Below are 18,105 nucleotides of genomic sequence, written 5' to 3'. Positions count from 1 at the left end.
ATCGAGTAGCTCAGGCCGCGGCGGAGCAGTCGAACGCCACGGTGCTGCCGGTGACGCCGGTCGGGCACAGCGGGACGCTGATCTTGTACGACGTGTAGCACCGCTTCACCAGCAGCGTCGCCTGCTCGGTGAACAGCGCGATGTACTCGTTGTCCTTGAGCTTCGTCGAGTCGTAGACCGCCGACAGGTCGATGATCGGCTTGGAGCCCGTCACCCACGTGCCCGGCGCGTAGATCAACACGTCCACTTTTGCCGGCCATTGGCTCGGCGCCGCTGTGCCGCCAAAGCCGCTGCCGCCCGCGTCGACGTACCCGTCCTGCCAGTCGTATACAAACTGGGGCCGCAGGTGCCGCCGGGTGAACCATGCGGTGATCTGCTCGTCGGTCACGTCGAGGTAGTTCACGCCGGCCCGGCGGCTCATGTCCGCCCGGATCCAGTCGATGAGCCACAACGGCGCCACGCACTCCAGGAGCTGCCGGCGGCCCAGCCGGTAGCGGTACCGGTAGTCCGTCGTCGCCAGGGACACCGCGCCGAGTAGCGCGGTGGTCGTCTCGTCGCCGTCGATGTCACCGCCGAGGGGCAGCGCGAACTGCGTCGACTGGCTCGGCGCGGTGGCCATGCGCTGGATCAATCGTGCGTTGATCTTGTGCTCGTGGGCGGTCAGCGCCCGCCGGACCACGTCCCGGGTCAGCTCCGGCCACACCGCGTTCTGCACGATGTCCTGCTCGATCTGCACCCCGTCCACCTCAAGGCGCGTCTCGGCCCAGTTCACCGTCGGCACCCTGTAGGCGGGCTTGTCCGTGCCGGCGGTGCTGTCCGCCTCGGTCTGCACGAAGCCGACCCCCGAGTACAGATCGCGGAAGTCGAGGTTCGACGGGACCTTGATACCGCCGCCGCGCGGGACCGTGATACCCGGGAGATCCAGCAGACCCTCGGTCGTCTCCAGGCCCTCGCACAGCTCCCACAGCGTCTCAGACGGAGCACCCCAGCCACCGGCCGCGACGAGGTTGCCCCCGGGCAGCCGCGACTCGGTGGCGGCCAGGTCGACCAGCTCCATGTCGGTCAAGCCCCTGCCGCCGGCAACAAGCGCCTGGTCAACGGGCAGCTCGACCCGGGCCACGTTCTGCTTGATGCGGGTCGCGACGCCCACTCCGCGAGGGAACCCGGCGAACTTGTCGTCGAACGCCGATGCGACCTCCGACACGGAGGAAAACACGTGCCCGTGCGGCACGTTCGGCACGTCCGCAGCCGCCTTGATGACCGCCGACCTGCCGGCGCTGGGCATCTTCGGCTTCGGCTGCCGGCGGGCTGCCCGACGAGCCAGCGACGCAACGACCGGCGTCGGCTGCGGTGCCGGCACGTCTGCGACCTGGTCCTCCTCCGGCGAAGGATCGTCGCCGTCGACGTCGCTGCCCGCGTCGTCTGCCTCGTCGGCCTCGTTGTCGGGGGCCTCGGCAGCGCTGTGCACGGCAGCGTCCAGATCCTCCAACTCGGAGGCCACCTGCAGCGCTGCCTGCTCGATCTGCTGCTGTTGGGTTCGCACCGACTGGACGAAGGTGGCCAGCTCACGCAGCCGGGACAGGCCGGCGGCGTCCAGGGCCGGGTCGTCGCGCAGGGCGTCGAACGCCGCTACGGCCTGCGTTTCCAGCTGGCCCAGTGCGGCGAGGTCGAGTCCGTCCAGGCTCCCAGGGATTTCGAATTCCACCGTCGGCTCCTCAGCACGGTAGGGGTTTCATCCCCGACCGGCCCGCAGCCAGCATCGGTGTTTGCTGCCTGACAGAGTAGCCCAGGGTCCCCGATTGGCGATCAAGGCGAGCGCCGGTCATCCTGGAAGGGGTCTTGGGATGGCCTTAGGACTCACGGGTCCTACTTATGAGTACGTGGACGCGCCCAGGAGCCTCACTCTGAGCGAGCACCCCACGTTGTTTGGGAGTCGATCGCGGCGCAGCACATCGGCCGTCACGCGACACGTGGTCGGCGATGAACATCGAGCCGGCCAACACTCCGGGGAAGCCGGCGCGACCGGCGTTACCGAGAAAGTGGGCAGGTCATGAAGCCCAGACCGCTCCGGTAGGACGCAACCGTGGGAGAAGCCGCAGCTTGGATCGCTGCGGTTCTTCCCCTGACGACCGCACTACTCCTCCTACTCTTGGCTACGAAGTTCGTGAGGCGGGCCGAGAAGTCGGGCGGGTACGTCGAGGTCGGCTGGACAGCCGTTGCGTTCCGCATCAAGTGCTCGTTTTCGCCTGAAGGCTCCGGTGATGCAACTGCCGGGCCTTCCAACCAGGCAGCGCCGCCGAATGTTGGCCCACAGGATCCATCAGGGGCCCTCGCGGCAGGCGCATCTGCCCCCGTGGACGGGGGTGGCAGCCCATGACATAGACACAAGGCGGTGCGGTGCCGGACGGCACCGCACCGCCTCTCCACTTCTCCACTCGACGGACCGTGCCCGTCAACGGGCGTCGCCGATGCAGATGGGCTCCTGCACGACGACGCGTCGACAGTGGACGACCCTTATTTCAGCTATTATCGTTAAGCGCATGCCTGACGGACCTGTACGCGTAACGGGACCACTCCTGGCCGTCCTGAACGCCCTACTCAAAGCCGACGACCACGAGCTACACGGCTGGGCGATCATGAAGGCCACGGGGAAGTCCGGACCGACCATTTACAAGATCCTGGAGCGGCTCAGAGAATCGCGATGGGTGACCTCCCGCTGGGACACGAACACCGAACCCGGCAAGCCCCGCCGCCGCTACTACCAGCTCACCGGGCACGGGATAGCCAGCGCCCAACAGCTGATCGCCCAACGGCAGACCCAGCCAGCGCCGACCATCCGGACCCGCATGGCCTTCGGCTGGAGCGAGGCGTGAACCGCTGGGAGATCATCCTGGGCATCGTGTTGGGGCTCGTCGTCAACGAGGCCACCGACATCTCGCCGTGGGCCGCGCGGAAACTGGCCCAGTGGTCGGCCTACCGTTGGACGTCAGACCCTGAGATGGCCGCGGGATACGCCGAGGAGTGGGGGGCGCTCATCGACGACCGGCCCGGCAAACTGCTCAAGCTACTAACCGCCCTGCGCTTCGCCCTTGGGGCTGCCGGCCGAGCTGCACCCAGGGCCGGCGTTCGGATCGTTCGTGCAGCCCTTGCCTACCAACGCTATTTCGACTACGTCAGGTCGTTCAGGCGCACCGCCAAGCGTGTGGAACCCGCTGACCAGCTCTTTCTCATTCTGCCCGACACTGAGGCACTGAAAGCTTGGGAGCCCGACTTTCGGGTGGTGGACATCGACAGGAGAAGCTTCGTCGTAGAAGCAAAGAATTGGCATAGCCCCAAGGGGAGGCTCATTCTGCCCGCGGAGGAACCTGAGAGGTGAAGCCTCGCAAGCGAAGGCCCACAACTGCTTTCGGGGGTGCGGTGCCGTCGGGCGCCGCACCCCCGGTCCTCTACTTCTGCACCTGGCGGATGATGCCGCCGCCTCCCCTGCGCACGTCGGCGATCTCTGCATCGGCCTTCGACGCGAACTCGCCGCCTTGGCGGCCATCCTCGTAGGACAGCACGAACACGGTGCCGCCCCGACGCTTGCTGCCGCAGTTACAGCCCACCGGATTCCCCCCTCTACTTGCCGTGCACCGCGGCGGTCAGAGCCGCCACGAGGGTCGTCCGGTCGCGGCCAATCGACGCCGCGATCTGCTCAACGTTCGCCGCAGTGACCAGCCGCTGCCGTTCGGCCGCGAAGCCCGCGGCCACCGCACGGCGGACCGCCGCATCCAGCGCCTGCGGGGACAGCGGATCGCGCTGCCGGCGGGCGGCCGGCTCGGACGCCTTCCACCCGGCCCAGCCGGAGGCGACCATCGCGTACGCCCGGCCGCCCGTCGAGGCGCGGCCCCGCACCACCGGGAAGCCGCCCACGTTGACACACAGCGCCGCGACGAGCTGACGTGCACCGCCGATCCACCGCCAGTCCCCCGACAGCGGCGACCGGCGCAGTAGCTGCACCTGCTCCGGCTTGGCCTCCGGCACCAGCGATCCGGCGACCCACGTGCCGTGGGCGTCCCGGCCGGCCCGGACCACCGCCACCTGTGTGCCCGTGTCGTCGTAGTGGGCAACCGCGCTCGCCGCGCTGGCCGCCAGGTCGGCGTGCCCGGTCGACGCCGTGATGTGCCCGACCGCGATCAGCTCCCCCTCGGCGGTCTGGATCTCCGGCCGGTGGAACCAGTCGAACCCGCCTTCCTCCGGCGGCATCACGCACTGCCCGCCGCTGAGGAACGACAGGTGGCAGTCCCGGTCGGCCAGGTGCCCGAACACCCGCCCGTCGGCCGTGACCGTGATCGGCGTCAACTCGCCCAGGCCCGGGTCGTCGAACCACACCTTCGGCGGGTACAGCGGCGCGACTTGCGACTTCTTCGCCGCCGCGCCGGCTGCGGTGACCGGCTCTTCCTCTTCCTCCACCACTTCTGAAGGGTCGTCCTCGCCATCGGCGGGCTCGTCGTCGACCAGCTCCAGCTTCGCCTCCATGAACGCCTGCGTGCCGACGAGGGTCACCGCCATGACCCGGCCCTTCGTCACCGTGATGTACGGCTCCTCGCCGGAGTCGATGAACGCCTCCCACTCCTCGTCGCTCATCTCCTCGATCGGCGTGCCCTTCGCGTCCGTGTACACGAACTCGAAGTCGTCGAGGTCCACCGACGGGAACAGCACGCCGTTGCGCAGCAGCTCCAGCGCCTCCCCCAGCTCAGGCACGGCGTCCAGGAAGTCACCCGAGCCGGTGAGCTTCGACGTCTGCACCTCGCCGGCGGTGATCCGGCCGATCGTCACCGCACCCTCGTGCCCGGGGGCGTCCTCACGCGCCCACCGCAGCGGGAGCGGCAGGTCGCGGAACGACCACTCGCCGTCCGCTGCGAAGATCCGCCGGTCACCCGACCTGGCACCCAGCGGCGCCAGCGTCCCCTTCCACGTCGCCATCTGCTTGCCACCCTTCGCGGCTCCCGCCGCTGTCACCGTGATGTCCAACCCGCTGGCCCGATTCCGTCGGGGCCAGGGGTGCTCAGGGACCGCAGGCAGGGGCTCGTCGGCCTCCACCTCGATCATCGTGCAGCGGCAGTTCACGACCTGCCCGGCGGGCGCGGCCGGGTCGCCGGGGAAGCGCAGCGGCACCCCGCCGACCATGAACACGCCGTCGAGGGCGACCCGCTGCCCGTCCGCGTCGCGGTGGTCGTCGCGGGTCCGCTCGTCGTGCGTGGCCACCCACACCTTGTCCAGCTTCTCGTCGAGCGCCTGCTCGGCGGTTAGCCAGGCGGTCAGCGTGCCCGCGTTGTACGCGCCGATCGTCTCCGTCCGGGCGATCGTGACCGCCCGGTCCTCCCACGACAGCTCGCCGAGGATCGCCTCGATCGCGTCGCGGATACGTGGGATGCTCGCGCCCTCGGCAGTCAGCTCGGCGACGACCGCGGTCACCTGCGTCCACGCACTGTCGGGCACTCCGGAGAGCCGGTTCGGCAACGCGGCTAGGTACTCGTCCTTCATCTGCGCCACGCGCAGCAGCTCCAGGTCACCGCCCGCGTCGGCCACACCGGCGAGAAACGTCGCGTCAACCTCGGGCAGCAGGTGCACCGTCATCGCGTCGAACCACGCCTGCCCGGCGCCGGCGAGCGCCGAGGGGTCCGGCGGGAGCGCCGCCGCGGTGACCGGCAGGGTCACCGCCCGCGCCGAGCGCAGCCAGGCGCTCAGCGCCGCCCGCGCGGCCCGCTCAACCCGCTTCTCGGCGACGAGCACTCGCGCCTCCTGGTCAAGGCGCAACGGCAGCCACAGGTCCGGCTCTGCCATGCCTACTTCTGAGGGACGAGCGGGAGGACGGCGACCACGTTGATCGTCGAGCCCGTGACCTGCACACCACCATCCGGCAGGCACGCAGGCATCCCCGAGGTGGTGCGCGCCACCCGGTGGATCGTCAGCGCGCTCTCGCGCAGCTCCAGCTTCACGAAGTCGTCGTTGAGGTCGACGCGCAGCAGCGCGAACGCGTCGCGCAGCTGGGTCAGGGTCACGTTCTCCGGGTCAGCCACGGATCCTCCTGGTGTGCTCGTGCCGCGCCACGTCGGCCGGATCGCAGACGTGAGCGCCGTCGGACAAGGGCGGCTGATCGCCGTCCCACAGATCGCCCCACCACCCGCAGGTGCGGCACATCGTCCAGCGCAGGACCTCGCAACCCTTGCCGCGACCGGACCGGCGGCACGCGTGTCCGTGGCCCTGCACCAGGTCCGGGACGGGCGCGGTCGGGGCCGTCATGCCGGCACCAGCTCTCCGCGCACCGTGCGGGTCAGGTGCTCGCGCAGATCCCCCGGGTCGTGCCGGGTCCCGGTGACCAGCAGCCCGCCGACGTACGTCGTCAGGGCAGCCGTCAACTTCTCCGGGTCGACGTCGAGCCGGGTGGCGATCGCCGGCACCGCCGTGAACGCGCCCTCCAGTAGCCGGGGGACTGACGTCGGCGTCGACTGCCGCACCGTGTGGTACTCCCACGCCTTCAATGCGGCATGCCGGTACCGCTCGCGGCCAACGACCCGCTTCCCCGCGATCTCCAGCGCCCGCAGCGCCAACACCTCGCAGGCAGCGACGAACGCACCGCTCAGCGGCCCGGCGGCCGACGCTGCGATCGCATTCTGCTCGGGCGGGCCACGGTCCTCGGTATCGCCGGACGGCGGCTCCTTCGGCGTTGGCGCTTCCTCGGTGGGCGGCTCGCCGCCCGGCAGCTCGGCTGGTTGTGGGGCCTGCTTCAATGCATCCGGGTCGACGTCGGCTGTCACCCCGGCGACCTCCAGGAGCCGTTGCACCAGCAGCGGCCCGGCCGCCGGCACCGTGCGGATGATCTCCAGCAGCCGGCGCAGCTCGCGCTCTTCGTCGGTCGGCTTGTCCTGCTCGCCGAACCCCGTTTCCCGGCGTAGCGCGTCGCCGGACAGCTCGCCGAGGCCGAACAGGTCCTTCGCGTCGGCGCCCTTGTCCGGGGTCTGCGTCAGCTCGCTGGTGTCGTACCAGACGATCCACCGCTTCGCGTCGGCGACGCCGGCCGCGCCTTCCAGCGCCGGCCACAGCATCTGCTGGGTCAGCGCCGCGCAGAACAGCTCCAGCTTCGACTCGACGTGGTACTTGATCGTCGCCTCGTCGGTCATCCAGGCGCCCCAGTGGTTTGCCTGGGTCATTCCGAGCAGCATCTCCGGCGGGGCGTCCAGGCCGAGGGCCAGCCGCCTGATCGCACCATCCAGCATCGACGGCACCGTTGACGACAGCTCCGTGGCGAACGACAGCAGCCGCGCCTTCTCCAGGTGCTCGGCTGGGCCCTGCACGACGATCGGGACGAGGGCGGCCACGGAGTCGCGGTCCTTGACCGCGGTGGTCATCGCCTCCGTCAGCGTCGCCAGGAACGACGTCACCCCGTCCTCGGGGTTCTCCTCATGTTCGGCGGCGGCGAACGACAGCTCGTTGGGCAGCAGCAGGATGCCCGCGCCAGCCAGCCGGGAGTCAATCTGCGACTGGACGTACTGCGTCAGCCGCTCGATCAGCCGCAGCACCCGCCGGTTGGACTGCACCTGCGACGAGGGCAGGGCGTGCTTGCGGGGGCTCGGTGCCCAGATCCGCACGATGACCGTCTCGTCGGCTTCCAGCTCGCGCGGGCCTTCGCCCTGGTCGAGGACGTACTTGCCGGACCGCTCTTGCAGCTCCTCGTTCGACGCGATGAACCACTTCTCGCGGTCAGTGGCCTTGCCGTCCTCGTCGCGCTCCGGCTCTCCGATCAGGTAGCACTCGCCGGGCACGCCGAGCTGGATGCCGACGTCGTTCAGCAGTTCGGACTGCTGCCCGGGTCCGCCGAGGAACGTCTCGTTCACGCCGGCCGGCGCCTGGTCGGGCGTCTCGACGGGCCGGCCGTGGTCGTCGACCTGCGTGATGTACAGCCGGGCGCGGCTCATCGCCTTCGCCACCGTGTTCACCAGGAACGAGAACTCGCCGCATTCCTCGTAGTGCCGCCAGGCTTCTCCCTGCCACTCCTGCCGGGTGACCTTCCGCAGGCTGCCGCTGGACTCGTACCGCATCTTCGCCGCCGACGCGACCACGGCGGTCGCCTTGCCGACGTCACTGTCACCTCTCGGCTTCGTGCCCCACCACTGCGCCATGCGCTACTCCTCGGGCTCGGCGCGCACCAACAGGCCAGTCGCGTAGGACAGTGCGAGCGCGACGGCGGGCACGTCGACCCACCAGTAGCCCGACCACCTGGGGGCGACGGACAGGTGCCACCAGCCGGCGGCGGCCGGCGCGGCGATCCACACCGACAGGCACCACCGACAAAACAGCAGGTACGCGAATGCGCTGCCTTCGGGCAGACGACGCACGATCGCTTCCCGGGGCCGCCGGGTGATCTCGTCGGCGACGATCAGCCGGGTCAGCCGGGCAACGACGAACAGCACCACCGTGATCTCGATCAGCCCCGTCACGGGTATGAGCATATGCAATGCCACTGCGGCCGAATATATTCGCATCGTAATGGCCAGCAGGTCACCCAGCGAGCCGGAAGGTCACATCGGCTTGAGGTACGTGCCGCCACCGACCGGAACGAAGTAGTCGAAGCCCATCTCCTGCAAGATCCGACGCAACCGCTTCGCCACCTCCACGGCTACCGCAGCCAGATCCTCACGCGGGACGACCATGTCGGTACCCGGCAGATCCTCTAGCAAGTCGAGGATCCGTCCCGCGACAGGCGCTTTCGCCCAGGCGGTAGCCGAAATCACTCCCGTGACGACGCCAGCGGCGCCGTAAGCGAGGACGTTCGCCATGCGGTCCAGCGAGGCGAACGCGGCTTGGTAGGCACCCATCAGGTCGCCAGTGACGTCCCACGTCATGCGGGCGGCGCGGAAGGTCGCGACGATGCTTGCGACATTCCCGGGGCGGACCGTGTTCGTCGGGTCCGTCCACCCACGCTCGTGGACGGTTCGCTCGCACCGATACTCATCGATCGCACTCTCGGCGGCCCACAGGAACTCAAACGTGATCTCTCGCTCCGGCAGCGTGAACGGCACCCGCCGGTGCACGCCCCACGCGGCGTCTCCGCGCTGAGCCAGGCGCACATGCTGCGCCTCGTGAAGCAGTCCGTGCCGAGCGCCCCGGACCCCGGCAGGCACCAGCCCGCTGCCGGCCACTACCACGACCTTGCCCCCCGGCAGGACACAGGTCATGGCACCGGCACGCGCCCCGTCGACCTTCTTGGCCCTGTACTGCTCGGCGGTCATCGACGGGTTGGCGCGGTCAACTTCCTGGACCTGATACTGGCCAGCCACCTTTTCGTACTCGTCGGTGATGACCACCTCGACCTTCTCGGGGGTGGGCACCTCCGCGGCGAACTCGGCGAGCAGGTTGCTCCAGGTAGCCCGCTGGGCGGCCGGCAGGTCACGGACCACCCGGTACGTCACATTGATCTCTCTGGACATCCTGCCAGTATGTCCAGAGGGTCGGACAGTTCGACCACTCGTCGAACACCTGTGCGAGTACGGTGCTGATCGTGGAGTGGCGCAACCGCTGGTACATCACGATCCGCTGGAATCGGGCCGACAACAGCCCAGCCGGAGTGACCGTCATCGAGCGCGTCGTGGACTCCCCCGCCGAGCTGCGGCACCTCGTCGACCAGGCCCGCGCTGACCCGCACGTGGTCGCCTTCCCATACCGCAAGGCCCATGAGCTGGTTGGCGACGAGCCGCAGCGGTGCCAGGCAGGGCACTCCTAAGCAGGCGCTTCGGCCATCCGGCCGGCGCGCGACGGGCTGCCCTCGGCACTGACGACCTACCTGTTCCCCGGCCGACCGCGAACACGGCCCATCGGTCCAGCCACCCTCGGCGCCCGGCTCCGGCGGCGCGGCATCCCCGTCGGTGCCGCCCGCAAAGCCGAGCTGCCCGCAGCCGTGACCGCTGACCTGTTCGGGTTGACCTACAAGACCGCCAGCGCTTGGAGCAGCTACGCACAAGCTGACTGGACCGCCTACCTCAACAGCCGGACCGTCCCGTAACCCTCTCGTTTCCGGGACGGCTCAGTAGGTCCAGTGACAGCCCCCCAAGGTTGCCCAGACACCAGTATGGTCACCGCGGCCCGTTGTGAGGTCGGCGATCGGCGCAGGCCGTCCGCGAGGGAGTCGAGACCGTGGTGATGCGGCCCCACCACCACGGGCCGCCGGGCTTCGCCAGCCGGCGTCACCGGTGCGGCGGGCCCTGCACAATGCTGCGCACGTCGAACGCCAGGCCCAGGCCCATCAGGTAGGGCCGGTCACCCCGCCGCCCCGGCAACGCCGAGCCGGGCCGCTTCGCACCCCGCCGGCTGTTGTGCTCAGTCATCGTCGTCATCGCCTTCGACGAGTTCACCTTCCCAGGCTTCGCGGCCCTCGTGGATGGCGAACGCGGCGATGATGAACCCGGCGACGGGGTCGATCCAGGCCGCGCCGGTGAACGCGTACAGGACCAGGCCGGCGAGGGTGGAGATGCTCAGCAGCACGCAGATGCGGGTCTCGGCGGCGTCGGCGAGGATCAGTCGGTCCCCGCCGAGTTGCATGGCGACCTTGCGTTTCGCGGCGGCCAGCACCGGCATGATGATGACCGATGCGGCCAGCAGCACGATGCCGACGATGGAGGTGTCCGGTTCCTCGCCATCAATCAGGTCTCGGATGCCTTCGACCACGACGTAGGCCGCGAGGACGAAGAACGTCACTGCGACGGCCTTGAGGGTTCGGCGTTCCTTGGCCTCGTCGGCCTCGCCATTACGCAGCCGGGCAGCCAGGCGCACGCCGACAAGCACGGCGGCGGCGGACTCGATCCCGGAGTCCAGGCCGAACCCGACCAGGGACACCAGCCCGGCCAGGAGCCCGGCGGTGATCGCAATAACGCCCTCAACCACGTTGTAGGCCACGGTGAACTGCGCCAGCCGCAAGCCCCGACGGGTCAGCCGCCCGGTCTCGGCCGCGCTGAGCGCCGACGGCTGCGCGCTCACCGCTGATCCTCAGCGCCGCAGCCGTAGGTCGGGCACAGCGCCACGGCTTCACCGGTCGCGGCGAGCAGCTGCTCGGCGGCACGCAGCAGGTCCATGAGCTCCGGCCGAGCCAGGGCGTAGAACATCTGCCGGCCCTGCGGGCGGCCGGTCACCAGCCCGCAGTCGCGCAGGCAGGCAAGGTGCGCCGAGACGGTCGACTGCGCCAACCCGAGCGCGGCGGTCAGGTCCACGACGCGCAGCTCCCCGTCGGCGAGCCGGCGCAGGATCGCCAGCCGGGTCGGGTCGGCCAACCCCCGAAACAACGCCGCCGCCGGTGCCAACTCGTCGGCGGGCCTGGCCGCCACCACTTCACTATTCATCGCCACAACACGATGATAACGTGCCCTGATGATTCATCGTCAAGTAGCGGTGACAGCGGTTACTAACGATAGGTTGGTGGTGCGGGATGACAACCCCAGAGCGAGCCGGTAATCGCCGATGGTGGGTTCTCGGCGCGCTGGTGCTGAGCGTGCTGACCCTTGGTCTGGACCTGACGATCCTCAACGTGGCGCTGCCCACCCTGGCAGCTGACCTCGCCGTCGGCACCAGCGGCTTGCAGTGGATCGTCAACGCCTACGTGCTGGTTTTCGCCGGATTGATGCTGCCAGCCGGCGCTCTCGCCGACCGGTACGGCCGCAAGCGGCTGCTCCTGGCCGGGCTGGCCGTTTTCGGCGGTGCGTGTCTTGTCGCGACCTGGACCGACTCGGCGGCCACGCTGATCGCAGTGCGAGCTGTCATGGGCGCCGGCGCGGCGATCATCATGCCGATCGTGCTGGCCGTGCTGACCGTGCTGTTCGACGAACGGGAACGCGGCAAAGCCGTCGCGCTGGTCGTGGTCGGCATCGGCGTCGGGCTGCCGCTCGGGCCGATCCTCGGCGGCTGGCTGCTGGAGCACTACTGGTGGGGTGCCATTTTCCTGATTAACGTGCCGGTCGTGGCCGCCGCGATCGCCGCGATCGGGTTACTGCTGCCCGAATCGCGTGATCCCCGGCCACCGGCTGCCGACCTTCCCGGGGCGGTCCTGTCCACCGCCGGGTTGGTCATCCTGGTCTACGGCATCGTCGAGGCGCCCGGCCGCGGCTGGGGACACCCCCTCGTTCTGGTGGCCCTCGCGGTCGCGGCGGTCCTGCTGACCGGGTTCGTGACCCGGGAACTACGCACCGCCGAACCGATGATCGACCTGCGGTTGTTCCGCAACGCCCAGTTCGCTTGGGGTGCCGGCGCCGCCACGCTGGCCAGCTTCGCCCTGTTCGGGCTGCTGTTCACCCTGCCGCAGTACCTGCAGTTCGTGAAAGGCGCCGACGCGTTCGGCACCGGACTCCGCCTGCTTCCACTCATCGGCGGCATCGTCGTCGGCGCCCCGCTGGCACAGCGGCTCGCCGCCCGCACCGCCTACCGGATCCCCGTCGCGGGCGGGCTGCTGCTGACCGCCGCCGGGCTCGGCGTCGGCGCTACCACCGACATCAACAGCAGCTACGGATACGTGGCGGCATGGCTCACCGTGGCCGGGCTCGGCGCCGGAATGAGCCTCACCCCGGCCATGGACGCCGTGCTCGCCGTGTTGCCCCCGCACCGCTCCGGCTCGGGCACCGCCCTGACCATGGCGCTACGGCAGGTCGCCGGCGCGCTGGGCGTCGCCCTGCTCGGCAGCCTGCTCGCCGCCGGCTACACCAGCAAACTAGACACCACCGGCCTCCCCGAACCCGCCGCCAACACCGCCCGCGAATCCATCACCGGCGCCCTCACCGTTGCCGCCCGCACCGGCGACAACGCCCTGGCCGTCAGCGCCCACGCCGCATTCGTGCACGGCATGGCCCTCGCCTTGGCGGTCAGCGCCGCCGTCGCCGCGATCGCCGCCATCCTGACCGCGATGTTCCTACCCGGCCGCCCACTCGACACCGAAACACCCACGAGAGCCGCCTCCACCCCCACCGGTAGCCCAACCTCGTAGGAGCACACCCGCATGTTGATGAACCAGATGGAAACGGCGCTGATCAACTCACCGCCCCGGCGATGGCTGCAACGCTGGTACGAAGTGCCCTGGCTGCGCCGCCTCGGCGGCACCCTGCCAGCCGACGCCCGGGTCCTAGAAATCGGCTGCGGACCTGGCTACGGCACCCGGCTCATCCTCGACCAGTTCGGCGCCGCCCACGTCGACGCCCTCGACCTCGACCCCGCCATGACCGCCCGGGCCCGACGCCGGCTGACGAAATACGGCGACCGGGTGCGGCTGCACACCGGCGACGCTGCCGACCTGTACACCAGCATCGGCGCCACCGACGCCGCCTACAACGCGGTATTCGACTTCGCGATCGTGCACCACATCCCCGCCTGGCGCGACGCGGTCGCCGAGATCGCCCGGGTACTGCGCCCCGGCGGGAAGTTCTACTTCGACGAGGTCACCGCCCGCGCCCTCGCCCGGCCGACCTACCGGCTGATGTTCGACCATCCGACCGACGACCGATTCACCGCCGATCAGTTCCGCACCGAGTTGGAGCGTCACGGCCTGTACGTCGGCGACCGGTGGCGTGCGCCCATCGGCGGGGACTACCTCATCGGCGTCGCCACCCGCCGCGAGGTCACACGCCAGCCCTAGATCAGATCCCTAACGTTGCGTGTTCGCGCTGAACACTACGGACGGTCCTTGACCCGACGAGCCACCTAGATCAACTGATCAGAGCGGCCCGAAATAGCGCACGGATCGAATAAGTGCATTCCACCGGTGGTCAGGCCGATTGCAGCTTGTCTACAGGGTCTGGCGGTCAGCAGCCAACCGCTTGAGCATCCCCGCCGTCGCGGTGAGCAGCATCGCGCCGTCCTCCCGCGTGAACGTGAACTCCTTTGTCACCTCATCGGCGTGCGCGGCACCACTCATCGTGGAGTAGAGGTCCTCGACCATGATCGCCCAACGCTCTGCGAGAGGCCGCGTCCGCGGGGACTTCTTCGTCGCAGTCTCGTAAAGCTTCTGCGTGCCGTACTCCTTGCGCACCTGCTCCAAGGCCTTGCGCGCCTGACCGATCGCCGCATCGACACTGCCTTCCCGCAGCAGCTCGCGCGCCTCGCGCAGCAACGCCACCGCACCGGCGTAGTCCGCGCCGCCGGCCAGCGGCACCAGCAGCTCGACGAAGGTCCCAGCCTCGATCGCCGCCATCTGCGCCGCCCACTCGCCAGCGTTGATGTCGAACCTCAGGTCCCCGGTCCGCTGCTGCCGCACGGGACGCTCGACCACCACCATCGCTCCTGGCTGCGACGGCTTGAACCGCTCGCCCCTGGCAACGCTCTCCCGCAGCTGCTCCAGCTCCTCCTCCGAAATCAGCGGCGGCCGCTCCGAATCCTCCCGCCACTCGACGGAATCCAGCGACAACCGCAGGTTCACCCACAGATCCCCACCGGCGCGCAACTGCTCAACGACGCGCAACTGCTCGTCGGTGACGAAGCCTGACAGCTGCACGTCGCCTGCCCGGACAAGCGGCGTGACCAGGTTCGTGGCGTCCAGGGCGCACAGCATCCGCTGCTTGCGCGTGCTGTCCTCTACGTACATCCGGGCGCTTACGCGGTATGCGATCCCCGGCGCCAGGTCATGGGCTTTGCTGATCCTGAGTGTCACCTCGACCTGTGCGCCACCGGCACCCGGATAGAGGTGGAAGGCACGGCGGGCCGGCTCCAGTTGAAGGAGATCCCCATTGCCGAGGTCGATGACTGCATTCATGGCTCACCGTCTCTTTGGACGCCGTTGCGATGCGACCCGCAACCCTAAGCCGCCCGGCCGACAAAACGCGAAAGGTGCCCCACAGACCTCGCCGTGGCCCAACCCAGTTGGTCCGTGCAGCGGACTAACCTCCGTTACGGTCATAGGGCGCGTCGTGGGCTTCCCCGCCGAGCTGTGGCAGCTGGTCGACCGGGTACGACGAACACGTGCCTCACCAGGCGTACGCCTGCGGCGCTCCCCCGTGCCCGGCCAGATCCGGTCGAGGCGTTGCATGACCTCGTCGTCCAGCCCGCACCGACAGATACCACTAGCCGGCGGCGGCCGGCGCCGCGATCCACACCGAGAGGCACCACCGCCGTCACCCCGCCGCTAGGCAGTGTCTTCAAAGGATCTTGGTATCGGATGATGTAGCGCGTGGGTCGTCGCTACGAGTTGTCTGACGTCGAGTGGGAAGCCCTGTCGAGGTATCTGCCGTCGGCGGTGACGGGTGGTCGGCCTCGGGTCGATGACCGGCGGGTGCTCAACGGGATCGTGTGGAAGGTCCGGGCCGGGGCAGCGTGGCGGGACGTGCCCACCCGTTACGGGTCCTGGCAGTCGATCTACACCCGTTTCCGCAGGTGGGCCCTGGACGGGACGTTCGAGCGGATGCTGGCCGGCGTGCAGGCCGACGCGGACGCGGCCGGTGACATCGACTGGCTGGTGTCGGTCGACTCGACCATCGTGCGAGCCCACCAGCACGCTGCAGGCGCTAAAGGGGGCGCCGAGAAACGGACGAACCACAAGATCACGCCCTCGGTCGATCTCGAGGTGGACTGACCACCAAGATTCACCTCGCCTGCGACGGCCTGGGTCGGACCCTGGCCTTCGTGCTCTCCGGCGGCAACGTCAACGACTGCACCCGCTTCACCCAGGTCCTCACCCGCATCCGTGTCGAGCGTTCAGGCCCCGGCCGGCCCCGCGTCCGCCCGGAGCACGTCATCGCCGACAAGGGCTACAGCTCCAAGGCCATCCGCGCAGACCTACGCCGACGAGGCATCCCACACACGATCCCCGAACGCGCTGATCAGCAGGCCAACCGCCGCCGGCGAGGCAGCCGCGGCGGCCGGCCACCAGCGTTCGACAAGCAGCTCTACAAGCGGCGCAACGTCGTCGAACGGTGCTTCAACCGGCTCAAGCAGTGCCGCAGCTTGGCGACCCGATACGACAAGACAGCAACGTCATACCGGGCCACCGTCACCATCGCCGCGCTACTCCAATGGTTATGAACCTTTGAAGACACGGCCTAGTCCGTTGGGCGGCCTAGCGGCGGCGGGTCAGGCGGCCAGCGCCTCGCGAAGCGCGCGGGCCGCTGGCAACCCGGGCCAACGCCGGGCCAACGTCCGGTCCAGCGCCCGCAACTCGCCAGCGATTCTCGCCGACCCCGACTGTCGGCACATCTCAAGGCAGGCGATCCCCAGGTCTGCGGCCCGCTCAGGGTCCGGATCCGCCTTGGCGGCGACGACGTTCGCCAGCTTCGCCCGCAGGTGCGCGTGGTCCCGGGCAAGGTGGGCGGGTGTATCCCCGATCTTTCGCTCCAAAATCGACTCAGCTGTCGCCAGGTCACCGGCACTGCGATACGCACTGGCGCTTTGCTCCTCCAGCGTGCTCAGGTCGTAGGCGTGGAGGTAGACCGGCGCGTCCGGGCGCAACTCACCCGGGTGGTCCCTCAGCTGTCCGGCCGCTGCGTCGAGACAGGCCCGGAATCGGTCGACCTCGCCGAGCTGCGCCCAGCCACGGGCCTCCTGCTGGCCGGCCAGCGCGACCAGCCTCGGGCTGACGTCTCCCCGCACCCGCTGGGCGGCGGCAGCCAGCGCGACGACCGCGGTCGGGTCATTGTCAAGAGTGGCGATGTTGCTTTTCCGGACCAGCATGTAGGCCACCATTTCGTCATCGCCCGCCGCCTGGGCCCACTGCGACGCACGGTCGGACCAGCTCATCGCGGCGGGCAGGTCTCCGCCGTCCTGGTGGAGCCAGCCGGCGAACTCCGCGTACTGAGTCAGCAGCCGTAGCACCGGCTGGGCAGAGCCGGGCGCAACGTGCCGGCGCAGCGTGTCGAGGACGTCGAGCTGCGCCATAACCGGCCCGAGGAGCTGCCGAGGGCCCAGCATCTTGTCGGCGGTGTAGTGCTCGGCGAGTAAGCGCCGGAAGTAGGTCAGCACTTGCGGGTCGAGCCGGCGCGGATTGTCGAGGACTCGGCGCACTCGGTCGGCCTGGTCGAGGTCGGTCACGCCGGCGGGAAGCACGGCCCGCAGCGCGCCGGTCGCCAGCAGCTGGGAGAACTCGCGTCGCGTCAGCGCCACCTGCACGATCCTTCCGTCGGCCGTCCTCATCTCCAGCTTCACCGTATCGCCGGAGCTAGCCCTAACGGTGGCCCTGGGCGCTTGCCGGGCCACCTGCTTCCGCGGTGTCTCGGGTGGGGCCAGGGAGTGGAGGCGAGCAAGGAGTCCACCGCTGTTCAGCGCTGTGTCGAGTGCCCTGACCACGCTGGAATCAACGAGATGTTCACCGCGCTCAGCACGGGACAGGCGAGTGAAGTCGTAGTGGGCGGCCTTCCCGAGGGCGCGCAGGGACAGGCCAGCCTCGCTGCGGAGTTGGCGCAGGGCGAGGCCGAACACGAGTTGCACTGCTGAGTTTTCAGCAGGGCCCAGCGACGCCTCTGCATCCATGAGAGCCGATGTTGCCGCAACACCCGACCCGTTCACAAGGGGTCTTCAATAGACAACTCTGAGTGAAGACCCGGCAGTGGCCAGGGCAGACACAGAGGAGCCGACATGACCATGACCGCGCTCAACCCGCCGCTCACCCAGAAGCGAGGCAGCTCGCTGGTGTCCCCCGAGCTGTTCGCTCGGCTCACCGCCCGCATCACCAAGGACCACCCGGAGCTTTCGGCCGACATGCCGGCGCGCATCCTCGACCAGGCGCTGGCGTTCCTCTCGGCCGCCGCCGTGACGACCACCCCGATCGGTCCGTCCGCTCTGGTGGACATCGGCTGGCACACCTTCATCCTCTACACCCGCGACTACGCCGCGTTCTGCGACCGGATCGCGGGGCGGTTCATCCACCACGAGCCGGAGGACGGCAGTGAGTGGCCGACCGCCCCGACGTCCACCGCCGTGCCCCTGGACCGGGCGATCCACGCCATCTCCGAGGCCGGCTACCTGATCGACGGGCCGCTGTGGCGGGCGACCGCCGACTGCACGCAGTGCCACGCGGGATGCACGGACAGCCCGACACGCTGATCGGGCTCGCACCGCCCCTGCTGCTGCGGCCGTAGGCTGCAAGCGCCTACGGCCGCAGCAGTCAGC

18 protein-coding genes and 2 pseudogenes are annotated in these 18,105 nt (G+C 69.4%); 7 read left to right on the top strand and 13 right to left on the bottom strand.

The annotated features are described in order from the left end of the window. Window positions 1-10: 10 nt before the first annotated feature. Window positions 11-1,705, bottom strand: a complete 1,695-nt coding sequence (locus tag AB0C25_RS34080; RefSeq protein WP_357378910.1) for a major capsid protein — start codon at window positions 1,703-1,705, stop codon at window positions 11-13. An 835-nt stretch (window positions 1,706-2,540) separates the two neighbouring features. On the opposite strand from AB0C25_RS34080, the gene AB0C25_RS34075 reads away from it, so the two are divergent. Both AB0C25_RS34075 and AB0C25_RS34070 read left to right on the top strand, forming a co-directional pair. Next, window positions 2,541-2,873 carry a helix-turn-helix transcriptional regulator gene (locus AB0C25_RS34075; RefSeq protein WP_357378908.1) on the top strand — a complete coding sequence of 111 codons (333 nt, stop codon included), beginning with the start codon at window positions 2,541-2,543 and terminating at the stop codon, window positions 2,871-2,873. Continuing rightward, a complete protein-coding gene (locus AB0C25_RS34070) occupies window positions 2,870-3,376 on the top strand; it encodes a hypothetical protein (protein ID WP_357378906.1) in 507 nt (168 codons plus the stop codon). Before AB0C25_RS34075 ends, AB0C25_RS34070 begins: the two co-directional genes overlap by 4 nt. Window positions 3,377-3,618: 242 nt before the next feature. Here AB0C25_RS34070 and AB0C25_RS34065 read toward each other — a convergent pair whose 3' ends face one another. The 6 genes from AB0C25_RS34065 to AB0C25_RS34040 form a co-directional block, all read right to left on the bottom strand. Beyond that, on the bottom strand, window positions 3,619-5,826 hold the full coding sequence (locus AB0C25_RS34065) for a phage minor head protein (RefSeq protein ID WP_357378904.1): 2,208 nt from the start codon (window positions 5,824-5,826) through the stop codon (window positions 3,619-3,621). 2 nt (window positions 5,827-5,828) lie between these two features. After that, window positions 5,829-6,062: a hypothetical protein gene (locus AB0C25_RS34060; protein ID WP_357378902.1), complete on the bottom strand. Its 234-nt coding sequence runs from the start codon at window positions 6,060-6,062 to the stop codon at window positions 5,829-5,831. Next, window positions 6,055-6,285, bottom strand: a complete 231-nt coding sequence (locus AB0C25_RS34055) for a hypothetical protein (RefSeq protein WP_357378900.1) — start codon at window positions 6,283-6,285, stop codon at window positions 6,055-6,057. Before AB0C25_RS34055 ends, AB0C25_RS34060 begins: the two co-directional genes overlap by 8 nt. Next, window positions 6,282-8,162 (bottom strand): hypothetical protein, encoded by a 1,881-nt coding sequence (locus AB0C25_RS34050; RefSeq protein ID WP_357378898.1) that lies wholly within the window; start codon window positions 8,160-8,162, stop codon window positions 6,282-6,284. The genes AB0C25_RS34055 and AB0C25_RS34050 overlap by 4 nt, the downstream gene beginning before the upstream one ends. 3 nt (window positions 8,163-8,165) lie before the next feature. Then, the gene (locus AB0C25_RS34045; protein ID WP_357378896.1) at window positions 8,166-8,480 is read right to left on the bottom strand and encodes a hypothetical protein; all 315 of its coding nucleotides are present in this window, start codon (window positions 8,478-8,480) and stop codon (window positions 8,166-8,168) included. Between the two features lie 81 nt (window positions 8,481-8,561). Next, complete coding sequence (locus AB0C25_RS34040) at window positions 8,562-9,470, bottom strand: hypothetical protein (RefSeq protein WP_357378894.1); 909 nt, start codon at window positions 9,468-9,470, stop codon at window positions 8,562-8,564. Between the two features lie 71 nt (window positions 9,471-9,541). Here AB0C25_RS34040 and AB0C25_RS34035 point away from each other — a divergent pair, with 71 nt between their 5' ends. Further along, window positions 9,542-9,763 carry a hypothetical protein gene (locus AB0C25_RS34035; RefSeq protein ID WP_357378892.1) on the top strand — a complete coding sequence of 74 codons (222 nt, stop codon included), beginning with the start codon at window positions 9,542-9,544 and terminating at the stop codon, window positions 9,761-9,763. 460 nt (window positions 9,764-10,223) lie between these two features. On the opposite strand, the gene AB0C25_RS34030 is transcribed toward AB0C25_RS34035, so the two are convergent. Genes AB0C25_RS34030 through AB0C25_RS34020 form a run of 3 tightly spaced genes read right to left on the bottom strand, consistent with a single transcriptional unit; the run spans window position 10,224 to window position 11,357 of the window. After that, window positions 10,224-10,364 carry a hypothetical protein gene (locus tag AB0C25_RS34030; RefSeq protein ID WP_357378890.1) on the bottom strand — a complete coding sequence of 47 codons (141 nt, stop codon included), beginning with the start codon at window positions 10,362-10,364 and terminating at the stop codon, window positions 10,224-10,226. After that, the gene (locus AB0C25_RS34025; RefSeq protein WP_357378888.1) at window positions 10,357-10,953 is read right to left on the bottom strand and encodes a cation transporter; all 597 of its coding nucleotides are present in this window, start codon (window positions 10,951-10,953) and stop codon (window positions 10,357-10,359) included. Before AB0C25_RS34025 ends, AB0C25_RS34030 begins: the two co-directional genes overlap by 8 nt. Window positions 10,954-11,009: 56 nt before the next feature. Next, complete coding sequence (locus AB0C25_RS34020; protein WP_357379027.1) at window positions 11,010-11,357, bottom strand: metalloregulator ArsR/SmtB family transcription factor; 348 nt, start codon at window positions 11,355-11,357, stop codon at window positions 11,010-11,012. 101 nt (window positions 11,358-11,458) lie between these two features. Here AB0C25_RS34020 and AB0C25_RS34015 point away from each other — a divergent pair, with 101 nt between their 5' ends. Together AB0C25_RS34015 and AB0C25_RS34010 are read left to right on the top strand one after the other, a co-directional pair. After that, a complete protein-coding gene (locus tag AB0C25_RS34015; RefSeq protein ID WP_357378886.1) occupies window positions 11,459-13,003 on the top strand; it encodes an MFS transporter in 1,545 nt (514 codons plus the stop codon). Window positions 13,004-13,015: 12 nt separating this feature from the next. Continuing rightward, window positions 13,016-13,648 (top strand): class I SAM-dependent methyltransferase, encoded by a 633-nt coding sequence (locus AB0C25_RS34010; RefSeq protein WP_357378884.1) that lies wholly within the window; start codon window positions 13,016-13,018, stop codon window positions 13,646-13,648. Window positions 13,649-13,798: 150 nt separating this feature from the next. Here the strand turns inward: AB0C25_RS34010 and AB0C25_RS34005 are convergent, their stop codons facing one another. Further along, window positions 13,799-14,761, bottom strand: a complete 963-nt coding sequence (locus AB0C25_RS34005; RefSeq protein WP_357378882.1) for a hypothetical protein — start codon at window positions 14,759-14,761, stop codon at window positions 13,799-13,801. Between the two features lie 414 nt (window positions 14,762-15,175). Between AB0C25_RS34005 and AB0C25_RS34000 the strand changes: the two are divergent. After that, window positions 15,176-16,026: pseudogene (locus AB0C25_RS34000) on the top strand (IS5 family transposase). 48 nt (window positions 16,027-16,074) lie between these two features. On the opposite strand, the gene AB0C25_RS33995 reads toward AB0C25_RS34000, so the two are convergent. Then, window positions 16,075-17,130, bottom strand: a complete 1,056-nt coding sequence (locus tag AB0C25_RS33995) for an XRE family transcriptional regulator (protein ID WP_357379024.1) — start codon at window positions 17,128-17,130, stop codon at window positions 16,075-16,077. Between the two features lie 174 nt (window positions 17,131-17,304). Then, a pseudogene (locus AB0C25_RS33990) lies at window positions 17,305-17,367 on the bottom strand (hypothetical protein); the annotation flags it as partial. Window positions 17,368-17,571: 204 nt separating this feature from the next. Here AB0C25_RS33990 and AB0C25_RS33985 point away from each other — a divergent pair. Further along, the gene (locus AB0C25_RS33985) at window positions 17,572-18,039 is read left to right on the top strand and encodes a hypothetical protein (protein ID WP_357378880.1); all 468 of its coding nucleotides are present in this window, start codon (window positions 17,572-17,574) and stop codon (window positions 18,037-18,039) included. Window positions 18,040-18,105 lie beyond the last annotated feature (66 nt).

Source organism: Micromonospora sp. NPDC048839, from assembly GCF_040649915.1.
In the GTDB taxonomy this organism is placed as follows: Bacteria; Actinomycetota; Actinomycetes; order Mycobacteriales; family Micromonosporaceae; genus Micromonospora.
Note: the sequence above shows the minus strand (reverse complement) of the source record. Positions and strands in the feature narration are given on the sequence as shown.

What these genes read in the sequence shown, in the direction of transcription:
- AB0C25_RS34015 (WP_357378886.1), top strand. Translation starts at nt 11,459, where the DNA reads ATGACAACCCCAGAGCGAGCCGGTAATCGCCGATGGTGGGTTCTCGGC.
- AB0C25_RS34050 (WP_357378898.1), bottom strand. Translation starts at nt 8,162, where the DNA reads ATGGCGCAGTGGTGGGGCACGAAGCCGAGAGGTGACAGTGACGTCGGC.
- AB0C25_RS34075 (WP_357378908.1), top strand. Translation starts at nt 2,541, where the DNA reads ATGCCTGACGGACCTGTACGCGTAACGGGACCACTCCTGGCCGTCCTG.
- AB0C25_RS33985 (WP_357378880.1), top strand. Translation starts at nt 17,572, where the DNA reads ATGACCATGACCGCGCTCAACCCGCCGCTCACCCAGAAGCGAGGCAGC.
- AB0C25_RS34005 (WP_357378882.1), bottom strand. Translation starts at nt 14,761, where the DNA reads ATGAATGCAGTCATCGACCTCGGCAATGGGGATCTCCTTCAACTGGAG.
- AB0C25_RS34040 (WP_357378894.1), bottom strand. Translation starts at nt 9,470, where the DNA reads ATGTCCAGAGAGATCAATGTGACGTACCGGGTGGTCCGTGACCTGCCG.
- AB0C25_RS34055 (WP_357378900.1), bottom strand. Translation starts at nt 6,285, where the DNA reads ATGACGGCCCCGACCGCGCCCGTCCCGGACCTGGTGCAGGGCCACGGA.
- AB0C25_RS34065 (WP_357378904.1), bottom strand. Translation starts at nt 5,826, where the DNA reads ATGGCAGAGCCGGACCTGTGGCTGCCGTTGCGCCTTGACCAGGAGGCG.
- AB0C25_RS33995 (WP_357379024.1), bottom strand. Translation starts at nt 17,130, where the DNA reads ATGAGGACGGCCGACGGAAGGATCGTGCAGGTGGCGCTGACGCGACGC.
- AB0C25_RS34010 (WP_357378884.1), top strand. Translation starts at nt 13,016, where the DNA reads ATGTTGATGAACCAGATGGAAACGGCGCTGATCAACTCACCGCCCCGG.
- AB0C25_RS34030 (WP_357378890.1), bottom strand. Translation starts at nt 10,364, where the DNA reads ATGACTGAGCACAACAGCCGGCGGGGTGCGAAGCGGCCCGGCTCGGCG.